Consider the following 22,920-nt stretch of genomic DNA (forward strand, 5'->3'; position numbering starts at 1 on the left):
GTCTGCTTCTTTGACTTAAAATCTACCAGTTAAACTTTCTGATAAACCTCACTACCTTTTTTCACAAACTCAATGGCTTTTTCCTGCATGCCTTTGGTCAGTGCTTCTTGTTCTGAAACGCCTTTTTCAGCTGCGTAATCACGTACGTCCTGTGAGATTTTCATTGAGCAGAAATGCGGGCCGCACATTGAGCAGAAGTGAGCTTGTTTTGCGCCTTCTTGCGGCAGTGTTTCATCATGGAATTCTTTGGCTTTTTCCGGGTCCAGTCCAAGATTGAATTGGTCTTCCCATCTAAATTCAAAGCGTGCTTTACTTAATGCGTTGTCACGAATTTGTGCACCAGGGTGGCCTTTTGCCAAGTCAGCCGCGTGTGCCGCGATTTTGTAGGTGATGATGCCTACACGCACGTCTTCTTTGTCTGGTAAACCTAAGTGTTCTTTAGGTGTTACATAACAAAGCATCGCACAGCCGTACCAACCAATCATAGCCGCACCGATACCTGAGGTAATGTGGTCATATCCTGGTGCGATGTCTGTGGTTAATGGGCCTAATGTGTAGAATGGGGCTTCACCGCAATGCTCAAGTTGAAGCTCCATGTTTTCTTTAATCAGGTGCATCGGCACGTGGCCTGGGCCTTCAATCATACATTGCACGTCGTGCTTCCAAGCGATTTGCGTTAACTCACCTAATGTTTTCAATTCAGCAAATTGTGCTTCATCGTTGGCATCGTAAATTGAGCCTGGGCGTAAGCCGTCACCTAAACTAAAGCTCACATCGTATTGCTTCATGATTTGGCAGATGTCTTCAAAATGCTCATAAAGGAATGATTCTTTATGATGCGCCAAGCACCATTTAGCCATAATAGAGCCGCCGCGTGACACGATACCTGTCATGCGTTTTGCTGTCATCGGGATATAGGCTAAGCGAACACCAGCGTGAATTGTGAAGTAATCCACACCTTGCTCAGCTTGTTCTATCAAGGTATCGCGGAAAATTTCCCAAGTGAGGTCTTCGGCTTTACCGTTTACTTTTTCTAATGCTTGATAGATAGGCACAGTGCCGATTGGCACTGGGCTGTTGCGGATAATCCACTCACGCGTTTCATGGATATTTTTACCTGTGGATAAATCCATCACGGTATCGCCGCCCCAGCGCGTACTCCACACCATTTTTTCAACTTCTTCACTAATGGAAGAGCCGAGCGCGGAGTTGCCAATGTTGGCGTTGATTTTTACTAAGAAATTACGGCCAATAATCATCGGCTCGATTTCAGGGTGATTGATGTTCATTGGAATAATCGCACGGCCGCGAGCAACTTCATCGCGCACGAATTCAGGCGTAATCATTTTAGGAATGCTGGCACCAAAATCATGGCCTTTATGCTGCGTTTGCAGCAACTCGCTCATGTTTTCACGGCGCTGGTTTTCACGGATGGCGATATATTCCATTTCAGGTGTGATAATGCCTTTACGTGCATAGTGCATTTGACTCACGTTAGCACCTGCCTTTGCACGTAACGGCTTGCGTGTAAGATTGAAACGCATTTCAGCTAATGCCGGGTCGTTTTTGCGTGCGACACCAAACTCGGAGCTGGGGCCGTCTAATTGTTCAACATCGCCGCGCTCTAAAATCCAGCCTGTACGCAATGCTGGCAAGCCATTTCGAATATCTATGCTAATTGTCGGGTCAGTGTAAGGGCCACTGGTGTCGTATACTACAACTGGCGGATTTTTCTCTGCACCAAAAGCTGAAGGCGTATCGCTTAGCGAAATTTCACGAAATGGAACGCGAATATCTGGTCGGCTGCCTTCAACATAAACTTTGCGTGATTTAGCAAATGGCGTTGTAGTTGCAGGGTCAACTTCTGCGGTGGCGGTTAAAAATTTGGTGAGGTTTTTGTCAGCTGCGTTCACGGTGCGTTCCTATTCATTTAATTCAAAAGTAGGAAAGCATCTTGATGCTTTGCCTATGTTTATTGATAGGAAAGCAATTGTGCTTTCCTACGGCGGCATGACCCGCATCAGGTTCAAAGGGTGATTCTCACTATGATTTTTAAATATTAAAAATATAGACCCCTAGCAATCAACGAAAATTACGCTAAATTGCTAATAATAGCAAGCCCTTATCTTATAAGCGCTATAGTTTGAAATTACTTAAGTGCTTATTTTTAATTGACTAATAACAACAAGTGCCAACAAAAATATTGTAAATAATGATTTTTAATCATCAGCAACACTTGGGGTTCTTGCTATAATGAACATATTAATCAAATGTAAAAAAGGTCGGGGGTGTTTATGTCTTTAATTCTTTATCTTCTTTATTACTTAGTCGCAATTGTCGCGCTGTTTTTTCATTTCACTGGTCAGTTAGAGCGCTGGGGTATGGAGTGGGTGGTTATTGTCTTGGCAATCACCGTATTTCCCGTCGTTTTGTATCTTTAAAAAGTCTTTCAGCTTTATGGTTTCACCGTAAAGTTTTAGCTGACTATATTTCCCGTTACATCAATGGTTTCTAATGATTGCGTGTTAGAGACTTAAAGTTAAGCAACTCTATCTACTTGCCATGTAGTTCTTATTACCCTGCAATTTTTGTAGGCTAATGATTTCATTCATGTGAAATTTGCAGCATTTTTATGTGCCGTCCTGGCATCTCCCTATGCCTCATCGGCAATAAATTTATATAAAACAATTTGTTAGCTAAGCAAATACATGTGTTGTTATTTTGGCACTGTAATTGCAATCTATCTCTTGATTAAATCTATAAGAAATTCAAATGTCATCCTCAAATCAAACCTTCGCCTTGGGTGTTGGTAACAGCTTTTACCAACAACATATCGTTGGCTTGTTATTAAGTGCAATTATTCTAGCGGTTATCTACCCAAAAACGGGGTTGGATCAATTTTTAATAGCGCCTTATTTTGATGCTGCAACCCAAAGCTTTCCGCTTAAACATCAAGTTTTTTTAGAAATGGTTATGCACTCTGGTTTGAAATATTGCATAGTATTTGTCGCTGTAAGCACTTTAGCCCTTGGTCTGGTAGGCAATAAAATGGCGCCTTTCAGGGCGTCTATCGGCCTCTATAAAAAGCAGTTTCTTTGGGTGTTTATTGGCATGGCACTTTCAAGTAGTGCGGTTTCAATTTTAAAAGGTTTCAGTATTCATGGTTGCCCCAATAACTTAACCATTTATGGCGGCAATTTGCCATTATTAAAACTGTTTGAAAATTTACCCAAAGGCGTTGAAGCAGGACATTGCTTTCCTGGAGGGCACGCGAGTGGAGGTTTTGCGTTGATGGCATTCTATTTTTCTTTTCGTGATTACAAACCTAAATTAGCAGTTGCGATGTTGGTGACGTCGCTGGTGTTGGGTTTTATCATGGGCTGGGCGCAAATGATGCGAGGAGCACATTTTTTGTCACATAACTTATGGACAGCTTGGGTAGTTTGGATGATGTTGTTCGTGCAATACCTGATATGGCCACCTAAAACATTATTATCCAGCACGTTAAGACAACCTTAAGGTTCACATGCAACGATGCAAGCTGGTCTGTATTTTTTTAGATTATTTTAGGTTATTGCATGAATAAATTAGCTCAAACCCCTTCGCATCACCTTCGCCACAGAATGCCGCTGGCGGTGCTTGTGGCGGCAATTGCGCTGGCCATCTGGCTCATATTGCGAGTCGTGCTGTGGGTCGACGTAGGGGTCACCCAGTTCTCTATCCTTCAAACGCTGAAAGTATTTGGTGTTGGCTTGTGGTTTGACTTAAATGCGCTTTGTTATTTCGCCATCCCGTTTTTGCTGATTTCATTGTTTTCGCTAAATCGTTGGCGCAGCAAAGCCTGGGTGAATAAAGCGCGCTGGATATTAACTTTTTTAGTTACTTTCGGCTTAATTTTTGGCGCGGTTTCTGAGTATATTTTTTGGCAGGAATTCATCACGCGCTTTAATTTTATTGCGGTAGATTATTTAATTTATACCAAAGAAGTGATTGGCAACATTCGTGAATCTTACCCTGTTCCGCTGATATTGCTAGCAATTGCGTTAGTGGCCTTAGCGATTGTGTTTGGCATTAGTAGGTTTGTGAGTTTTGATACTAAACATAGGCCTTACAAGCAAAAGCTTAAATTACTCATTGCTGCCATTGCGCTACCTGTTATCAGTTTTCAATTGGCGAATGTAGACCAAATGGAGTTTGGTAAAAATGCTTATGCCAATGAGTTGGCTGGCAATGGTATTTTTAGTTTTTCTGCCGCTGCGCGACGTAACGAGCTGGATTACGATAAATTTTATAAAACTATTTCCAACGAATTGGCATTAAGCACCTTGCAATCTGTAGGGTCAAGCCGCCAGCCCACTGGCGTTATTTTACCTAACGATGCTAATCATAAAGTTGCGTTAGGGCCATTCACACGCAGCCCAAAAAACGTGGTGCTAATTTCGGTAGAAAGCTTATCGGCAGAGTATGTTGGCGTTTATGGCAACAAGCAGAACTTGACGCCATATTTAGATAAATTAGCCGGCGAGAGTCTGGTGTTCGATAAACTTTTCGCTACAGGTACCCGAACCGTGCGCGGTTTAGACGCACTTTCTATCGCGATTCCACCTATTCCGGGCCAAGCGATAGTGCATCGCCCGAATAGTGACCATTTAGCTGGCATAGGCGAGTTGCTGAACCAACAAAATTACGAAACTTTCTTTATTTACGGCGGTTATGGCGTGTTTGATAGCATGAACGCTTATTTTAGAAGCAACACATACACCGTGGTCGATCGCACCGACTTTGATGCTAAAACCATTCAAAGCGAAAATGTTTGGGGTGTAGATGATGAAAGCTTGTTTAATAATTCAATCGCTATATTTGACAATAACGCAAAAACGAACAAACCATTCTTTGCACATATTATGACAACTACTAATCATCGCCCTTATACTTTCCCGGAAGGTAAAATTGATTTGCCGCAAGGCAGCCGTGAAGGTGCAGTGGAATATACTGATTACGCGATTGGTAAATTCATTGAAAACTCTAAAAATAAACCATGGTTTAAAGACACTGTTTTTGTGATTGTGGCGGATCACTGTGCTTCGGTGGCGGGTAAAACTAAACTGCCAGTTGATAAGTACCACATTCCATTATTTTTCTATGCGCCAGATATGTTGCCCGCAGGTCATTACAGCCGCGTTGCCAGCCAGATTGATATCGTACCTACGCTGTTAGATGTGCTTGGCACCAAAGGCGCAGAGCATTTTTATGGACAATCGTTATTTAAAGCAGAGGCTGAAAAGCTACCAGAGCGTGCATTTATCAGCAATTATCAGGCGCTTGGCTACTTAAAAAACAAAAACTTAATTGTGCTTAACCCCAAACGAAAAGTTGAGGCTTACCAAGTCGACCCACAAAGTATGGACTCTACGCCAACAAAAGTAGATGAAACATTGCTCAATGAGGCCATTGCTTACTATCAAACCGCGAATCGTGCTTACAAAGTGGGTGCGCTTAAGCTTAAACCACAAAATTAACTATGGATGTCTATTAGGGAGTCGATATGAATAGCGCTTCCAAATATGCTTTAAGCAAAGTGCCAGAAGTGACTTTGATCTTCTGGGTTATCAAGATTTTTGCTACAACGCTTATTGACAAAGGCAGCGTGGTGATTGCCATATTGCTTGCTTGGTGGTTACTTAAAGAAGCCATCACTTTGCGCCTAATTATTAGGTGCCTTGCTGATTGTTGCTGGCTTGTTTGTTTGTTATTGCTAAGAAATAAGGCTGTTTAAAGTAACTTGATTCCTGCTAAATTTTTAGTACAGGTTTCGCGAATTATTTTTACTATATCCTGCGCATAAGGCCGCATCATGATTTCATTTTTGCCAATCGCGTAAAGTTCTGACCACAGGCCTTTTTTTGTAATCGGTTTTGCAATTACATATTCATGTTCTATATAGCTTTGGATTCCCCAGCTTGGCAAAGCTGCTAGTCCTCTACGGCTTGCCACCAGCTGAATGATGGCGATAGTAAGCTCGGCGGTGCGTCGTTCAAATGTAATTTCTTCTGGCTTCAGCACCTGACGTATCAAATCAATACGTTCTTCTGGCACAGGATAAGTAATTAGTGTCTGCTGAGCGAAATCACTGGCCAGCAGACAAGGTTTGGCCCGTAATTCGTGATTGGGTGGTAAAACAGCCATTATTTCAAATTTGAATAGGGGCAGATGCTGTAAGTCGCGCATTTTTTCTGGCAACCCGCCTATTACTAAGTCTGCTTTGCCTTCATGCAATAAGTGCCAAGGGTCGCTATGAAAGCCCGCCACCAAATCAATTTCCACCTCCGGCCACGCGCGCCTGAATACATCCATCACGGGGGTGAGCCAATCAAAGCAGGTGTGGCACTCTAAAACAATTCTTAACTCACCAGATTGTTCACTTTTCAGGCGGATTAAATCACGCTCGGTTTTATCCACCAGCGGCAGCAATTCACTGGCTAAATCTAAAAGCCGCTGACCTGCAGGCGTAAAGCGTAAACCCTGCGCAGTACGCTGAAACAAGGTGATTTCATAATGCGTTTCGATGGCACGTATTTGGTGCGAGAGCGCAGATTGCGTTAAAAATACGCGCTCGGCGGCCAGGCCTAGCTTACCCGTTTCAGCAATGGCTTTAAGTGATTTTAGGTGGCGAATTTCTATCATGGCTTTTATTCAATATGAATTTAATTCAAATTTAACACAAAAACTTTCGCTTTATTAAAATATTTTTGCGTTAGAAAATGCATGCCTTACTTTGAGATTAGGTTATAAAATGACAAAAAATACAATCAAAGCGCACATTTTGGGTTATCCGCGTGTGGGCGCAAAGCGTGAATTGAAGTTTGCTTTAGAGTCTTTTTGGCGTGGCGAGTCCAGCGCAGAGACTTTACAAGCCTCTGCGCAGGCATTGCGCGAAAATCATTGGAAAAAGCAGCAGGCGGCTGGCTTGGCGTTTGTGACCGCAAATGATTTTTCTTTATATGACCATGTACTGGATTGCTGTGTTTTATTCGGCGCAACGCCTAAGCGTTTCGGTGAAAAAGCTGCGGCAAATGAACTGGAATATTTCGCCTTGGCGCGTGGTAATGCCGCACAGCCAGCTATGGAAATGACTAAGTGGTTCGATACGAATTACCACTACATTGTGCCAGAGTTGAATGAAAATACGCAGTTTACAATTAACGCACATGACTATTTAAGACAAATAGACGAGGCACAAAAATTAAGCAAAAATGTAAAGCCTGTGTTGTTAGGGCCTGTTAGTTTTTTATATTTAAGCAAAGCGCGCGGCATCAATAAGCTGGATTTATTAGATAATTTAGCTCAGCAATACGCAGTTTTGTTGCAAGCGCTACACGCCAAAAAAATTGAATGGCTGCAAATCGACGAGCCGGTTTTTGCGCTGGATTTAGATGATACTTGGCTAAAAGCCTTTGAGCGTGCTTATGCTTATTTACGAGGCACGCGCCCGAAACTATTGCTCACTACTTATTTTGCCAATGTATCGCGCTATCAAGCCTATATTGCCCGCTTGCCAGTTGATGGAGTTCATATTGATTTGGTGCGTGCGCCAGAACAGCTTGGCCCGTGGGTAAATGCCATTCCTAGCCATTGGGTACTATCTGTTGGTGTGATTGATGGGCGTAATATTTGGCGTAATGATCTAGATAAAACATTGGCGCTGCTGGAACCCTGGGTGAAAAGATTAGGTGAGCGTTTGTGGATTGCACCTAGCTGCTCATTGCTGCATACGCCTGTTACTCTGGCACATGAAAATATGCTGGATGCTGAAATAAAATCATGGTTAGCGTTTGCCGATGAAAAGTTGGATGAGCTGCATATTATTGCACTAGCATTAAATCACGGCGTTGAATCAGTCACGAATGAGCTGGAAATTTCTCGCGTAGCAATTGCCTCACGTAACAACTCTAACCGTGTGCATAATGCGCTTGTTGAAGCGCGCATGAGTAGACTTAATACCTTAAATGAAAATCGCGGCAGTGAATTTAGCGTGCGCCAACAAACACAGCGTAAGCGTTTAAATTTGCCATTATTACCCACCACGACCATAGGCTCATTCCCGCAAACGCCTGACATACGCGCAACCCGTGCGGCATATAAAAAAGGTGAAATCAGTCAGCATAAATATCATGCCGATATGGAGTCGCACATTGCTTACGCTATCAGTGAGCAAGAGTCTTTAGGCTTAGATGTACTGGTACATGGCGAAGCCGAGCGTAATGACATGGTGGAGTATTTTGGCGAGCAGTTGGCAGGCTATGCTTTTACACAAAATGGTTGGGTGCAAAGTTATGGCTCGCGCTGTGTGAAACCTCCAGTGATATATGGCGATGTGCATCGACCATTGCCCATGACAGTCGCCACTGCAAGCTTTGCACAATCACTTTCAACAAAGCCCGTCAAAGGCATGTTGACAGGCCCTGTAACGATGCTGCAATGGTCATTTGTGCGCAACGACCAACCGCGTGAAACCACAGCCTTGCAATTAGCACTGGCAATTCGTGATGAAGTGGATGATTTGCAACAAGCTGGAATCGCGATTATTCAAATTGATGAACCTGCGTTTCGTGAAGGCTTGCCATTGCAAAAAGCGGCATGGGCGCATTATTTGGCGTGGGCGGTGCGGGCATTTAAGCTATCTGCCAGCGTAGCAAACAATGACACGCAAATTCATACGCACATGTGCTATTCAGAGTTTAACGACATTTTACCCGCTATTGCCGCCATGGATGCAGACGTGATTACCATTGAAACCTCGCGCTCTGCTATGGAATTGCTGGATGGTTTTGGCGAATTTGCCTATCCCAATGAAATTGGCCCAGGTGTGTACGATATACATTCACCACGTGTGCCAAGCGTTGAGGCCATGGAAAAGCTAATGAAGCGCGCCATAGAAGTTATTCCCGTTGAACGGCTTTGGATTAACCCAGATTGCGGCCTTAAAACCCGTGGCTGGAGTGAAACCAGACAAGCGTTAATGAATATGGTGGAGGTGGCTAAAAAGTTGCGATTACTTTTGAGCTAGATTATTGAGTGGTGGCTGTACTGTTCATGTATCGAGAAGCTTGACGTGCAAACATCTTGCTATACAAGCCATCGCTAGCTAGCAGTTGTTCATGATGCCCAGTTTCGACAACTCGTCCTTGATCCAAAACAACAATCATATCCGCCTCGCGTGCCAATGCGAGGCGATGTGTAACGAAAATTGTTGTTTTATCATGTGCGAGTTCAAGAAACCGTTCAAATAGTTCGTGTTCTGCGTTGGGATCAAGTGCTGATGTTGGTTCGTCTAATATGATGAATTTAGTTTTATTAGTACGAAAGAGTGCGCGTGCCAGAGCCAGCCTCTGCCATTGCCCTCCCGATAGAGACAACTCTTCATAGATTGCATGCTCGTCGGCAGGAAGTTTTGAAGTAAAAGATGCAAGCCCTGCCCTCTCTAAACAAGTGTTAATGCCATCTTGATCATCAAATCGATCAATATCGCCCAGCGCAACATTAAAGTTTGCTGACATTGGAAATCTCGCATAATCCTGAAACACCGCCCCGATGCTCGCCCAATATTGAGATTTATCCAGCGTGGCTAAGTCCAATCCATTAATGCTAATCTGGCCACTGCTTGGCTGAAGTAGCCCTGTGAGCAATTTAATTAAGGTTGTTTTGCCCGCCCCATTTTCGCCAACAATAGCGATTTTCGCGCCTGATTTAATCGTAAATGAAACTTCTTTTAAAGCGTATTCCTGTGTATCTGGATAAACAAATGATACATTAGACACTTCAATATCTGGTAGAGTAAGTATCATTGCATCATCCATAGATTCATCTACCTTAGCTTTAGGCTTATTACTCATCTGGTCAATCAGTCTTAACAACGGTATTACTTGCCTGCCTGTTTCAGCGGCTCTGAATGTAGAGTAAACCAAAGAATTTAGCCCGTCACTCAGTTGCATGACGATACCAATGATGATGATTAGCGAGCCTGTACTCGCATGTCCTGTCATTACAGACCAAGCAAAATATAGAGTACAAAAAGCAGCAACTGCCGAACCGAATAGGGCTGCGATAGCAGTTTTGGTGATGCCATTGACTCTTGATTGGGTAAATGCTGAAACACATTTCTGAGAATCTTTCTGCCACACAGAGAATAAGTAATCTTTTAGACCGAAGAGCCGAACCTCCTTGAAGTAAGCATTTTGCGTCATTACTCTCTCTTGCAAAGATAGGCGATGATAACGATCTACAAAAGCGTTTTCGATATGGTAACTAGCCTCTACAACTTGATACCGAGTAATTGCTGATGGTATAGCGGCCAGCAATAAAAGCGGCGGAATCCACCAATTTAAAGTGAAACCTAAAAGCAAAAGAAAAAATACACCTAGCGAGTTCACTACTGCCATGCCTAGGTGATCAATCCAAAGCCCTAGGTTCTCGAAACTGCGTGTTGCATTCGAGAGCAGGGCGCTAGTTTTTTTATTTTCTAGCACAGCCAAATCATTTTCACCAAGTACCGCTCGTAAGAAAGCGTGCTTAACCGAAAATTTGATATGGTCTCGTAGGTGATCGATGAGCAGATATTGTACTTGGGTCAGAACATTGGTTCCAAGCAAGGCTAGCGTCATGGCAATAAGTAAGATGAGCAGACTTTTAGGAATAGCCTCGGCATTAGTTCCAACAAGCGGCGCATGATCTACTAAATAGGACAACCCATAAAAAATCGTTACTGGTAGACAAGCCGCTAATAATGACAGTAGCGTAAAAGCAATCCATACCCATTGATATGAGGCAAATATGTGTTGCATGGCAGCTTGCCAATTATTTTTAAATTCCATTACTGCCACCCATCTCAAATATTTGTTGTTGTAATAGTCCTCACGGCAAATGATTCCATTAAGACTTACTAGTTAACGACTAATCGTTGTGTCTTCCACCTCCTTTTCGCGCAGTATCATATACTACTGAAGCGGTGTCGGGCTCTTGTGGAAGTACATGGGCAACCTGTCTTGCCAATACTCGCGTATTGGATATTACGTTTTGCACTACGTTAGATTGAGGTTCTTTGTTTATTTCAATTGAAAACATAATATTCCTCCTTATTAAATTCACTACATTGAAAACTGCCGCATCGATGAAATGACGATAGCAACAGGGCTTTCCTTAATCCTGATAGATATGTTTCGCTGGCGCTTGAGTATGTTTCTGTTGCCACGCCAGCGAAGTTTGCGTTCCATCGGACTTAAGAAAATCTTTAAATCGAACACGAGGGCGCTTTTGTTTACGAAAGTAATGAGGATTACCAGATGCGAGAAATTCACAGAAAGTATCCAATAAAGGCACGGATGGACATATTTCTTCATAACCAAGAAATTGTCCATTTGGATTGACTTCAAAAAACCAGTAAACGCCAGCTTTATCTAAAGCTAAATCAATACACCCATAGACTAAACCAAAATATTCCATTAACTGCAAGCATTGCGATTTGACCCATTCTGGCAAATTTATTGGTGAAATATCAGGGTGTTCAATGCGCCTTGAAAGTCTTGAATACGACAGCACCGCCAACTTTCTTAATGAATTCAACAATATGACTTGGGTCATTTGACATCAGCGTTTTTGGTACATTAAATCCAATTTTCTGCGCTATATCTAATTGTAGTGGTTTTAGAAATGCTTTTTCATTACACCGTGGATGATTGACCCACATTGAAGAAGGTGAGAGTAGGTGCAACGTGGCCTGAGCTAGATGGTCTGCTTCTGTGGCGGCAAAGGCAGTATCAGAAAAACCTGCTCGTGTAGATGATTCGCTTATTTGGAGGCGATGACGTAACCATATTGAAGTGAAAGTTTTCGACCCAATTTGTTTGTCGTTTAAATCCGAAGTGGCGTAAATTTTTGCTTTATCCTGCGACTTGAACTCAAGAGACAAAGATGCGGAGGCAGGGTAGTTTTGAGGAAACCACACATCAACGTCATGCGATGACTCACGTAACCCCCATGCCACAGCGGCAGTATCATATATAAATGGAGAAACAACTATAATCAGGACGCTCATGCCTTTTCCTTTTGGATTGCAAAAGATGTCATAAACTTTACTAGCGCAGACAGAATAACAGCGACTTTTTAGCTTGTAAATGTGGCAAATTGTCGCATCACAGATTTGCAAATGTCACTAAATAATTTAAAAATAAAAACCTTATAAAACATAAATATAGCGATTAGTTTGTAAAAAATATCTATATATTGTGTTTATTCTATTGAGTCACCACGCTATTTTGCGTTATAGTTTGGTTCTACGGTTCTTAATTTTTAGTCAAAAATCAAGATAAAAGGGAATACGGTGCAAGGTTTTTGCTATAAAAACTTTAATGCCGAAGCTGCCCCCGCAACTGTAATCAGCGAGTTATTTGTTAAATAGATGTGCCACTGAATTTGATGTTAATAAATTTGGGAAGGCCGACAAATAATGATGACCTGAAAGCCAGGAGACCTGCCGTAGACATTTTTTACATGTTTGTTGATGTGTAAAAGTATTTTTATAACGTTTGAGGCGGGGTGTCCTCGGCAGATGGAGTGTCATTGTCTGTGCACATACGCTCCGCCATGCTGGTTTTTATTTGGCGATTTTTCATTGTATTGATGATTGATTGCTCATTAAAAAGTGTCCTGCCCTTTGAGAAAAAGGGAAAATAAAATGGATGATGTACGTGCATTAAGTAGTAACCCATCTAGTCATAGCAGCACACTCGGTGCTGAGTCAGCTTCACCCACACTCCAAGTCATCCGTCGCAACGGTGCGGTGGTGGCTTTTCATCTCGATAAAATTTCCATTGCCATTACTAAAGCTTTTTTAGCGGTGGAAGGTAATCAAAGTGGCGCTTCGCAGCGCGTGCGCGACCAAGTGGCGATTCTAAGCCAGTTGGTGAATAGCGCCTTAATGCGCCGTTTGCCAGCAGGCGGTTCGATTCATATTGAAGACATTCAGGACCAGGTTGAGCTTGCGCTGATGCGTAACGGCAACCATGATGTGGCGCGCGCTTATGTGCTGTACCGTGAAAAGCGCAATGCGGAACGTGCCGCACAAGCAGAAGTGAATACAGCTGGTGCGCCACAGCTCAATATCAATATGGCTGGCAAACGCATGCCGCTGGATATTTACGCGCTTAATGCGATGGTAAATGAGGCTTGCGACGGCTTGGGTGACGCGGTGAGCGCAAGCTTGGTGGTCACGCAAGCAGTGCGCGATTTATACGATGGTATTCCGTTTAATGAAGTGTTTAAGGCGCTGATTTTATCGGCTCGCAGCCTGATTGAAACCGAGCCTGCCTACAACCAGGTCACCGCACGTTTGCAATTGGATTTAGTACGTGCAGAGGTGCTGGGAGGAGATGCCGCCGAACGCGTCAGCCATGCAGAAATGGATGTTCGCTATGCTGAATATTTTCCACGTTATATCAAAATGGGCATAGATGCAGGTTTGCTGGATCAGCGCCTAGCGCAGTTTGATTTAACAAAATTGGCGGGAGCTTTTGATAAAAGCCGTGATTTCCAGTTTGGCTATTTGGGCATACAAACACTGTATGACCGTTACTTTTTACACATAGATGAGCGCCGCATCGAGCTGCCGCAGATTTTCTTTATGCGGGTAGCAATGGGGTTGGCGATTAACGAGATTGACCGCGAAAGTCGTGCGATTGAGTTTTACCATGTGCTTTCAAGCTTTGACTTTATGAGCTCAACGCCTACGTTGTTTAATGCCGGTACGCTGCATTCGCAGTTATCAAGCTGTTACTTAACCACCGTGAGTGATGACTTGGAAGGTATTTATCAGGGTATTAAAGAAAATGCCTTGTTGCAAAAATTTGCAGGTGGGCTAGGTAATGACTGGACGCCGGTTCGCTCGCTCGGCGCGCGCATCAAAGGCACCAACGGCAAGAGCCAGGGCGTGATTCCGTTCTTAAAAGTGGTGAATGATACCGCCGTGGCCGTCAACCAGGGTGGTAAGCGTAAAGGTGCGGTGTGTGGGTATTTAGAAACATGGCACTTGGATATTGAAGAGTTTTTGGATTTGCGTAAAAACACTGGCGATGACCGCCGCCGCACGCATGATATGAACACCGCTCATTGGATACCTGATTTGTTCATGCGCCGCGTGACAGAAGCAGGCGAGTGGACTTTGTTTTCACCTTCTGACGTGCCTGATTTACATGACTTATACGGTAAAGCCTTTGAAGCGGCTTATGTGGAATATGAACGCCGTGCAGATAATGGTGAAATCAAGTTATTTAAACGTGTGCCTGCCTTGCAAATGTGGCGAAAAATGCTCTCAATGTTGTTTGAAACAGGCCATCCCTGGATTACCTTTAAAGACCCTTGTAATATCCGCTCACCACAACAGCATGTGGGCGTGGTGCATAGTTCTAATTTGTGTACTGAAATTACGCTCAATACTTCTGACACGGAGATTGCCGTATGCAATTTAGGTTCTGTAAACTTATTGCAGCATTTAAAAGAAGTTGACGGCAAGTTAACGTTAGATAGCGACAAGTTGCAAGCCACCATTAAAGTCGGTATGCGCATGCTAGACAACGTGGTGGACATCAACTTTTACCCCGTTGGCAAAGCGCGCAACGCTAATACACGTCACCGCCCAGTGGGTATGGGCATCATGGGCTTTCAAAACTGCTTACATGCCATGCGCATTCCGTATGCCAGCATGGAAGCGGTAGAATTTGCCGACCGCGCCATGGAAATGGTGTGCTACAACGCATATTACGCTTCCACAGTTTTGGCAGAAGAACGCGGAGCGTATTCCAGTTTTAAAGGCAGTTTGTGGGATCAAGGCATTTTACCGCTCGACACGCTTGATTTACTAGCCAGTGAGCGTGGCGGCCATGTGGAAGTTGACAGAAGCCAAACGCTGGATTGGGATGCTTTGCGCAAACGGATTCAGAATGTGGGTATGCGCAACTCCAACTGTGTAGCGATTGCGCCAACGGCCACCATTTCAAACATTGTGGGCGTTTCTGCGAGTATTGAACCTGAATATCAAAATTTATACGTTAAATCGAATCTATCTGGCGAATTTACCATTGTGAACGAGCAGTTGGTGAATGACCTCAAAGCCCGTGGTTTGTGGGATGCAGTGATGGTGAGCGATTTGAAATACTACGATGGCTCACTGCAAAAAATTGAGCGTGTACCTGCGGATTTGAAACAGCTTTACGCTACCGCGTTTGATGTTGATCCAAGTTGGTTAATAGAGGCCGCCGCCCGTCGTCAGAAATGGATAGATCAGGCGCAATCTCTTAATCTGTATTTCGCTGTGCCTTCAGGTAAAAAACTGAATGACACCTACATGCTGGCATGGCAACGTGGCTTAAAAACCACCTATTACTTACGTTCATTAGGTGCAACAGCGGCGGAAAAATCCACAGGTTCTGGTGGTGAGTTGAACGCAGTTTCATCGGGTACTAATGCACCTGAAGAAGCACCGAAAATGTGCTCAATAGATAACCCAGAATGCGAATCTTGCCAATAAATAATAAGAACTTAAGGAACCAATATGCTTTCATTTGAAGATGACGTTGTTGTAGAGCAAGCCAAGCCTAGCTTAACACCAACTCTAACAATAGTACCGCCAGTGGAAGTAACATCCACGCCAACAGCCGCCCACCAGCCATCACACTCCAGCCGAGTCAACGCTGCCGATAAGCGCATGATTAATGGCCAAACCGATGTGAACCAACTGGTGCCGTTTAAATACCATTGGGCTTGGGATAAATATCTAGCCGGCTGCGCTAACCATTGGATGCCACAAGAAGTGAGCATGAGCCGCGACATTGCACAGTGGAAAGACAGCACCGCACTCACAGAAGATGAGCGCTTGATTGTGAAGCGCAATTTAGGCTTTTTCACCACCGCTGATTCGCTTGCGGCGAATAATATCGTACTAGGCACCTATCGCCACATCACCGCGCCAGAATGCCGTCAATACTTGTTGCGCCAAGGCTTTGAAGAGGCGATTCACACCCATGCCTATCAATATATTGTGGAAAGTCTGGGGTTAGATGAAAGCGAAGTATTCAATGCGTATCAGGAAATTCCCAGCATTAAAGCCAAAGATGATTTTCTCATTCCATTCATCAACATACTGACTGACCCAACTTTTAAAACTGGCACGCCAGAAGCCGATCAGCAACTGCTGCGCTCACTCATCGTATTCGCTTGCATTATGGAAGGTCTCTTCTTTTATGTTGGCTTTGTGCAAATTTTAGCACTTGGCCGCCAAAACAAAATGCAGGGTGCGGCCGAGCAGTATCAATACATTCTGCGCGATGAATCCATGCATTGTAATTTTGGCATTGATGTTATCAATACCATCAAGCTGGAAAATCCGCATTTGTGGACAGCGGAATTCCGTGAAGAAATCAAAGCCTTAATGCAACATGGTGTAGAACTTGAATATCAATACGCAGAAGCCACCATGCCGCGCGGTGTACTGGGCTTAAATTCCACCATGTTTAAGGAATATCTACGCTTTATCGCCAATCGCCGCTGTCAGCAAATTGGTTTGGAGGTGATGTATCCAGGGGCAAATAACCCATTTCCATGGATGAGCGAAATGATGGACTTAAAGAAAGAGAAAAACTTTTTTGAAACCCGTGTAACTGAGTACCAGACAGGAGGCGCGTTAAGCTGGGATTAGTGATAGCTTTCGATAACTCAAACCCTTGCAGTGGATTGCAAGGGTTTGCTATTTGTAAATTGTCGCTTTAGTAACTCTGGATTCTGCCCCGATGGCTTCAATACCAAAAACTTGAATACCTCGGAACTCAAAAAGGTTGGTTGCTTTTGAAAGTATCCATTCGCTCATATTCATATGACTGTCACGTTACGTACTGTCTCTGCAAACAGTCTGAATTAAATTCATCATGTATTAGTTTGCTTTTCCAGCCAATTTTTTAAGTTCTGCGCTGACCTTATCTGCAAGTCTGTTTGCACTACTTGCGGTGGTATGGTTTTCCAGCCAAGAGCCTTCCATCTGCACGTAACTGGTAAATGCCTTCCGCTTTGTTTTAATGTCGACCAATAAAAGTCTTGGATAGACGAATAGGTAGGTCGGTTTCATGGCCACACCTATGATGATGTAATCGGCGCCACTACCCTCAGCCAGACTTGCCGCAATGTCGGTATGGTCAAATAGGTAGGTGGCAGACTGCGCTGACGATATCGCTTTAATCTGCTCATTCACCGGCACAATCTCTACGCCATCATTAACAAGCCTCTGTTTAAAAGAGACGTTAAAATGTGCAATACGCGCCAGCTCTTCCGGGGGGTTAGGTAAGTCTGTGAGGTCGTTAAGTGGAAAGTCTAAGACCATGACCTTGCCAATTGATGTAGTGGCAGTTGGTGCAACTGCTGGTTCAGCAATAGTTGGTTCAGTGGTTACTGGTAGGGCATTGGCTGATTCAGTAGTAGTTTGGGCTACAATTGGTTTTGTCGTTGTCGGCCCGGCACAGGCAGTTAGCGAGACTAAGCCAGCTAGGCTTAGAAGAAAAATGACTTTTAAAATCAAATTTTTCATGGGCGCATCTCTTTTCTTTAGAGGTAAGTTTATCATTATTTTCGAAGTGGTTTCTTAGCTACCAGTTTAAACAGCTACATCATTATATACTTACAGGTCGGTATATACTTTATATTGTAATCTCTTTTTAATAACATAATACAATTTATGTTGTAAATATTTGACGCTCAGCTTTTTTGGCATCAACCGCTTATTACGATTCAGCATGAATAAACGCATAATCTTTAAATTGCTAAATCAACTGTGTATTATAGATACTCGTAAATAGAAGCCTGACATTTGCGCTGATAAACTGGTTGACACAATATACTTAACATTGTTAAATTAACAATGTTAAGTATATTGATATGACCCATGCCGCCTAAACCAAAAACAGAAAATGAACGTCAGCAATTACGCACACTGATTATTGATGCTGCACGCGACTTGTTTGTATCACGTGGCGTAGAGGCTGTGACTATGCGCGAAATTGCCAAGCGTATTGGCTATTCTGCTACTAGCATCTATTTGCATTTTGCTGATAAAGAAGCCGTATTACGCGCCATTTGCGATACAGATTTTTTAGCGTTAGCGAATGCTCTAAAAGATATTATGCAAATTGCTGACCCCGTTGAACGCATGATAGCGCTGGGTCAGGGCTACGCAGAATTTGCATTATCGCACCCCAATCATTATCGGTTAATGTTCATGGCTGCCAGAACGCCTTATGATCCAGCACAATTAACCCTGCAACAACACAGTGCAGAGCAGGATGCCTATTTTCAACTAAAAACAGTGGTGAGTAATGTGTATGCGGCAGCTCGTTTTAGATATGATTTACAAGATGTGGATTTAATTGCCCAAACGATTTGGGCAGGCGTGCACGGGGTCTGTTCTTTGCAAATTACCATGGCATGCGATAAATGGGTGAACTGGAGCGATATTTCAGAGCGCTTGGAGTTAATGCAGGCAGTATTAATTCGTGGACTTTTAAGAGAAGCTTTATGAAAAAAATAATAACAATTTTAGGTGTTAGCATATTGCTTGTCGCTTGCCAAAAACCTGCTGAACCACCTCCCCCGCCACGCCCGGCTTTGGTGGTGGTTGTCGGGAAATCCTCAGCCAACGATGCGATGGTGCTAGTGGGTGAAGTTAAGTCCCGCTATGAATCGAACCAGGGATTTAGAATCAATGGCAAAATTATTGAGCGTAAAGTTGAAGTCGGTAGTTTCGTTAAAAAAGGCCAGGTGTTAGCGCGGCTTGATGCCGTCGATGCTGACTTGAGCACACAAGCGGCCTCTGCCGATGTGCAGGCAGCAGAAGCAAGTCATGCATTAGCCAAAGCAGAGGTGGAACGCCAGCGCACTTTATTTAACAAAAAATTCATTTCAGCTTCAGCATTGGATATGCGGGAAGCTGAACTTAAAACGTCAGCCGCGCGCTTAGCGCAAGTAAAAGCGCAAGCGGCAGTTTCAGGCAACCAATCGCGCTATACCGCATTAATCGCGGACAGGGATGGTGTGGTGACACAAATTAACGCGGAACCTGGCCAGGTGGTAGAGGCGGGCGCAATGATTGCACAAATCGTAGATACCAAGCAAATCGAGGTATTAGTTGCGGTGCCGGAATCACGCATGAGCAAGCTAAAGGTGGGTAATAAAGTTAATATCAGGCTTTGGGCGGATCGCGAAAAAACTTATGCGGGAATGGTGCGTGAAATATCGCCAGTGGCAAACTCAGCGACACGTGCTTTTGATGTGCGTGTGGCAGTAACAGACGTTGATGAGGCAGTAAAGCTAGGTATGACAGCGGGTGTAAGTTTTACCGAGACTGCGGCAGATGAAATCATTGTTCCTTCCACTGCACTGACACAAATAAATGGCAAAAATAGCGTATGGGTGATAGAAAATCAGTCGGATATAAGCGGTGTGGCAAACCCGCGTGAGGTGACTACAGGGCCATATACGGAAGCGGGGGTGGTGATTAAAAGCGGCCTGCAAGCTAATGAAATGGTGGCAATCTCTGGTGTGCATACGCTAATTAAAGGTCAGCGAGTCAAGCCGCAAATAGTTGACACTAAGAGTGAGTCAGCACCATGAGTGACGAGAATTTGCAGTCTGATGCAGTACAAGTTGGTCAGTCACGCCTTAATCTCTCTGAATGGGCGCTAAAACATCAAACATTAGTGCTTTACATCATGTTGATGCTCACTATTGCTGGTTTCCTGGCATATGCAAAGCTTGGTCAGTCAGAAGACCCGCCATTCACTTTCAAGGTGATGTTAGTCCGCACCAGTTGGCCTGGTGCGAGCGCGGTAGAAGTCGAGCAGCAAATTACCGATAAACTGGAGAAAAAAATACAGGAAGTACCGCATTTAGGGTATTCAAGTAGCTACTCGCGACCTGGCGAATCCATGATTTTTATCGTGATTAAAGACGATACGTTTTCAAAAGATATTCCGGAAATCTGGTATCAGGTACGCAAAAAAATATCTGATATTCGGCATACGCTTCCGCAAAGTATCGAAAGCCTGACTTTTAACGATGAGTTTAGTGACGTATATGGCAGTATGTATGCGCTTACTGGCGATGGTTTTGATAATTTTGCCTTAAAAAAACAGGCTGAAATTATACGTGCCGAGCTTTTAAGTACCCCGGATGTAGGGAAAGTAGATTTTTTTGGAGAGCGTAAACAGCGTATTTTCATCGAGCTATCAAATGCCAAGCTATCTACTTTAGGCGTTAGCACCACTGCCCTCATCAATATACTGCAAACACAAAATGCGGTGGTAAAAGGCGGCACGTTTGATTCGCCGAAAGAGCGCATTCGGATTGAGGTTTCAGGCAGATACAACACTGTTGAAGATTTACGGGAAATCAGGATGCGTGCAAATAATCGTGATTTTAAGCTGGGCGATGTTGCACGGGTTTATCGAGGTTATGAAGACCCGCCGCGCGACACAGTGCGCTATAACGGTAAAGAAACATTATTACTTGGTGTGAGTATGAGCCAGGGTGGAGATGTGATTGCGCTTGGCCATGCACTGGATACAAAGATACATAGAATTCAGCAAAGCCTGCCAGTAGGGTTGAGTTTTGATACCGTTACATCACAGCCAAAAATCGTGGCTCATTCTGTGAATGATTTTGTGCAATCATTAATAGAGGCTTTGGTTATCGTGCTTGGTGTAAGCTTGCTTTCACTGGGATGGCGCTCAGGCATAGTAGTGGCGATTTCAATTCCGGTGGTGTTGGCGGCTACATTTTTACTGATGAGTTTTTTTGATATTGGCCTGCATAAAATATCGCTAGGTGCCCTGATTTTAGCTTTGGGCTTGTTGGTAGATGACGCTATTATCGCAGTAGAAATGATGGCATCTAAAATGGAACAAGGTTGGGATAGAGTGAAAGCGGCATCGTTTGCCTATAATTCAACCGCCATGCCTATGCTTACAGGCACGCTGGTAACGGTGGCTGGCTTCCTGCCAATTGCAACGGCCACTTCTTCTACAGGCGAATACACGCGTTCCATTTTTCAGGTTTCGGCAATTGCGCTGATTATTTCATGGTTTGCCGCAGTGATATTTGTGCCGTATTTGGGTTATCACCTATTGCCTGATTATAAACACGCGCCAAAACCATCTAAAATTAAAGTGTGGTTTAAAAACAGGTTTGGTATTGCTGAAAATTCCAGCCAAAACAACCACCATCACGACATTTACAACACCAAATTTTATCGTGCTTTTCGTAGCATTGTGACAGCATGTGTGCGCTACCGCAAAACGGTCATTATTATGACGCTTATGATGTTTGTGCTGTCAATAATTGGTTTTGGTAAAGTGCAGCAGCAATTTTTTCCAGATTCAACGCGGCTTGAAATTATGGTAGATTTGCGTTTAACCGAAGGCGCTTCGTATCATGCAACCAATGATGAAGTAAAAAAACTGGAAAGCTGGCTGCAAGCATGGAATAAGCAACATCAAGGCATTGATAATTTTGTCGCTTACATCGGCATCGGTAGTCCGCGCTATTATTTGCCTCTGGACATTCAATTGGCACATCGCGGCTTTGCTCAGTTCGTCATCTTAACCAAAAATCTAAAAGAGCGTGAGGCGTTACGCAGTGATTTATTGACGCTGTTTGAAAATGACTTTCCTTCACTAAGAGCCTCGGTATTGCGTTTGGAAAATGGCCCGCCAGTAGGCTTTCCTGTGCAGTTTCGTGTGGATGGCAACGATATTAAAAAAATCCGCGAAATCTCTCATAAAATTGCTGACATCATGCGTGCTAACCCGCATTTGGCTAATGTGCAATTAGGCTGGGAAGAGCCAAGCAAGGTCATGAAAGTTTCCATAGATCAATCTAAAGCGCGCTTACTCGGCGTAAGCTCAGTGGATATTGCCAATATGCTTAATGGTGCGCTTGGCGAGTTATACATCACGGAATTTAGAGAAGGTAACGAGCGTATAGATTTGGTCGCACGTGGCGCAGAGATTGAACGAACTAAATTATCGCGCCTGCCAAACTTAATGATTAATACGCAAAATGGCACCAGCGTGCCACTTTCGCAAATCGCGACGATTACTTCAGAGTTTGAAGAAGGCGCCATTTGGCGACGTAACCGTGTGCCATCTATTACGGTACGCGCCCATTTGCGAGGCCATATGCAGGCGCCTGTGGTTTCAGGCCAAATTGAAGCCAAATTAGGCGAAATTATAGCGAACTTACCTTTGGGCATCACCGTTGAAACTGGCGGTGCGGTTGAAGAGTCAGCAAAAGGCGGTGCTTCGGTCGCCAAAGGAATTCCACTGTTTTTAGTCGCGGTGCTTACTTTATTGATTTTGCAACTACAAAGTTTTTCGCGGGTATTTTTAGTGTTGTTAACTGCACCTTTGGGTTTGATTGGCGTCACAATTGCACTATTAGCATTTGATAAGCCGTTCGGCTTTGTGGCGATGCTCGGTACAGTTGCGCTATCGGGTATGATTATGCGTAACTCTGTGATTCTGGTTGACCAAATCGAACAGGATAAAGCGTCAGGATTGCCTGAATGGCAGGCCATCATAGAGTCGACGATACGCCGTTTCAGGCCGATTGTACTTACTGCTGCTGCGGCTATTTTGGCGATGATACCGCTTACCAGAAGTGTATTCTTTGGCCCAATGGCAGTAGCGATTATGGGCGGTTTAGCCGTTGCTACTTTATTGACTGTATTGTTTCTGCCAGCCTTATATGCGGCTTGGTTTAGGGTAAAAATGCCGCAATAGGCTTAATTTAAGTGCTAAAAGCTTGTTTAATCAACAGTTTGTATGGCACGCG

17 protein-coding genes and 2 riboswitches are annotated in these 22,920 nt (G+C 43.9%); of the genes, 10 read left to right on the forward strand and 7 right to left on the reverse strand.

The genetic code is table 11. The annotated features are described in order from the left end of the window. Positions 1–29 precede the first annotated feature (29 nt). The gene (thiC, locus tag Q8J82_RS13110) at positions 30–1,913 is read right to left on the reverse strand and encodes a phosphomethylpyrimidine synthase ThiC (RefSeq protein WP_304907996.1); all 1,884 of its coding nucleotides are present in this window, start codon (positions 1,911–1,913) and stop codon (positions 30–32) included. A gap of 67 nt (positions 1,914–1,980) precedes the next feature. Continuing rightward, positions 1,981–2,087, reverse strand: a riboswitch (TPP riboswitch). A gap of 207 nt (positions 2,088–2,294) precedes the next feature. On the opposite strand from thiC, the gene Q8J82_RS13115 reads away from it, so the two are divergent. The 4 genes from Q8J82_RS13115 to Q8J82_RS13130 all read left to right on the forward strand — a co-directional run bounded on the left by Q8J82_RS13115 (position 2,295) and on the right by Q8J82_RS13130 (position 5,776). Beyond that, the gene (locus Q8J82_RS13115; protein ID WP_304890356.1) at positions 2,295–2,441 is read left to right on the forward strand and encodes a hypothetical protein; all 147 of its coding nucleotides are present in this window, start codon (positions 2,295–2,297) and stop codon (positions 2,439–2,441) included. 331 nt (positions 2,442–2,772) lie between these two features. Next, complete coding sequence (locus Q8J82_RS13120; protein WP_305328454.1) at positions 2,773–3,519, forward strand: phosphatase PAP2 family protein; 747 nt, start codon at positions 2,773–2,775, stop codon at positions 3,517–3,519. Between the two features lie 59 nt (positions 3,520–3,578). Continuing rightward, complete coding sequence (locus Q8J82_RS13125) at positions 3,579–5,519, forward strand: LTA synthase family protein (protein WP_305328455.1); 1,941 nt, start codon at positions 3,579–3,581, stop codon at positions 5,517–5,519. Positions 5,520–5,545: 26 nt separating this feature from the next. Next, a complete protein-coding gene (locus tag Q8J82_RS13130) occupies positions 5,546–5,776 on the forward strand; it encodes a hypothetical protein (protein ID WP_305252282.1) in 231 nt (76 codons plus the stop codon). Here Q8J82_RS13130 and Q8J82_RS13135 read toward each other — a convergent pair. Beyond that, positions 5,773–6,684 (reverse strand): LysR family transcriptional regulator, encoded by a 912-nt coding sequence (locus Q8J82_RS13135; RefSeq protein WP_304890360.1) that lies wholly within the window; start codon positions 6,682–6,684, stop codon positions 5,773–5,775. The two genes, Q8J82_RS13130 and Q8J82_RS13135, sit on opposite strands and share 4 nt — an antisense overlap. Before the next feature lie 109 nt (positions 6,685–6,793). On the opposite strand from Q8J82_RS13135, the gene metE reads away from it, so the two are divergent. Then, a complete protein-coding gene (gene metE, locus Q8J82_RS13140) occupies positions 6,794–9,067 on the forward strand; it encodes a 5-methyltetrahydropteroyltriglutamate--homocysteine S-methyltransferase (protein WP_304907999.1) in 2,274 nt (757 codons plus the stop codon). A gap of 1 nt (position 9,068) precedes the next feature. On the opposite strand, the gene Q8J82_RS13145 is transcribed toward metE, so the two are convergent. From Q8J82_RS13145 to Q8J82_RS13155, 3 genes are all read right to left on the reverse strand, one after another. After that, entirely contained in the window at positions 9,069–10,871 is a 1,803-nt protein-coding gene (locus Q8J82_RS13145) for an ABC transporter ATP-binding protein (RefSeq protein WP_304908000.1), read from the reverse strand. A 325-nt stretch (positions 10,872–11,196) separates the two neighbouring features. After that, positions 11,197–11,595 (reverse strand): hypothetical protein, encoded by a 399-nt coding sequence (locus Q8J82_RS13150; protein ID WP_305328456.1) that lies wholly within the window; start codon positions 11,593–11,595, stop codon positions 11,197–11,199. Continuing rightward, entirely contained in the window at positions 11,561–12,091 is a 531-nt protein-coding gene (locus Q8J82_RS13155) for a hypothetical protein (RefSeq protein ID WP_305328457.1), read from the reverse strand. The genes Q8J82_RS13150 and Q8J82_RS13155 overlap by 35 nt, the downstream gene beginning before the upstream one ends. 224 nt (positions 12,092–12,315) lie before the next feature. Continuing rightward, a riboswitch (cobalamin riboswitch) is annotated at positions 12,316–12,549 on the forward strand. 181 nt (positions 12,550–12,730) lie between these two features. On the opposite strand from Q8J82_RS13155, the gene Q8J82_RS13160 reads away from it, so the two are divergent. Both Q8J82_RS13160 and Q8J82_RS13165 read left to right on the forward strand, forming a co-directional pair. After that, positions 12,731–15,577, forward strand: coding sequence for a ribonucleoside-diphosphate reductase subunit alpha (locus Q8J82_RS13160; RefSeq protein WP_305328458.1), 2,847 nt, complete (start codon positions 12,731–12,733; stop codon positions 15,575–15,577). 24 nt (positions 15,578–15,601) lie between these two features. Beyond that, complete coding sequence (locus Q8J82_RS13165) at positions 15,602–16,744, forward strand: ribonucleotide-diphosphate reductase subunit beta (RefSeq protein WP_305328459.1); 1,143 nt, start codon at positions 15,602–15,604, stop codon at positions 16,742–16,744. A 48-nt stretch (positions 16,745–16,792) separates the two neighbouring features. On the opposite strand, the gene Q8J82_RS13170 is transcribed toward Q8J82_RS13165, so the two are convergent. Next, entirely contained in the window at positions 16,793–16,918 is a 126-nt protein-coding gene (locus Q8J82_RS13170; RefSeq protein ID WP_370868655.1) for a TetR family transcriptional regulator, read from the reverse strand. Positions 16,919–16,975: 57 nt separating this feature from the next. Further along, positions 16,976–17,623: a DUF2380 domain-containing protein gene (locus Q8J82_RS13175; RefSeq protein WP_305328461.1), complete on the reverse strand. Its 648-nt coding sequence runs from the start codon at positions 17,621–17,623 to the stop codon at positions 16,976–16,978. A 354-nt stretch (positions 17,624–17,977) separates the two neighbouring features. Here Q8J82_RS13175 and Q8J82_RS13180 point away from each other — a divergent pair, with 354 nt between their 5' ends. Genes Q8J82_RS13180 through Q8J82_RS13190 form a run of 3 tightly spaced genes read left to right on the forward strand, consistent with a single transcriptional unit; the run spans position 17,978 to position 22,868 of the window. Further along, positions 17,978–18,610 carry a TetR/AcrR family transcriptional regulator gene (locus tag Q8J82_RS13180; protein ID WP_305328462.1) on the forward strand — a complete coding sequence of 211 codons (633 nt, stop codon included), beginning with the start codon at positions 17,978–17,980 and terminating at the stop codon, positions 18,608–18,610. After that, positions 18,607–19,701, forward strand: a complete 1,095-nt coding sequence (locus tag Q8J82_RS13185) for an efflux RND transporter periplasmic adaptor subunit (protein WP_305328463.1) — start codon at positions 18,607–18,609, stop codon at positions 19,699–19,701. The genes Q8J82_RS13180 and Q8J82_RS13185 overlap by 4 nt, the downstream gene beginning before the upstream one ends. After that, a complete protein-coding gene (locus tag Q8J82_RS13190; protein ID WP_305328464.1) occupies positions 19,698–22,868 on the forward strand; it encodes an efflux RND transporter permease subunit in 3,171 nt (1,056 codons plus the stop codon). The genes Q8J82_RS13185 and Q8J82_RS13190 overlap by 4 nt, the downstream gene beginning before the upstream one ends. Positions 22,869–22,920: the final 52 nt, after the last annotated feature.

The organism is Methylotenera sp. (assembly GCF_030684185.1).
GTDB lineage: Bacteria > Pseudomonadota > Gammaproteobacteria > Burkholderiales > Methylophilaceae > Methylotenera.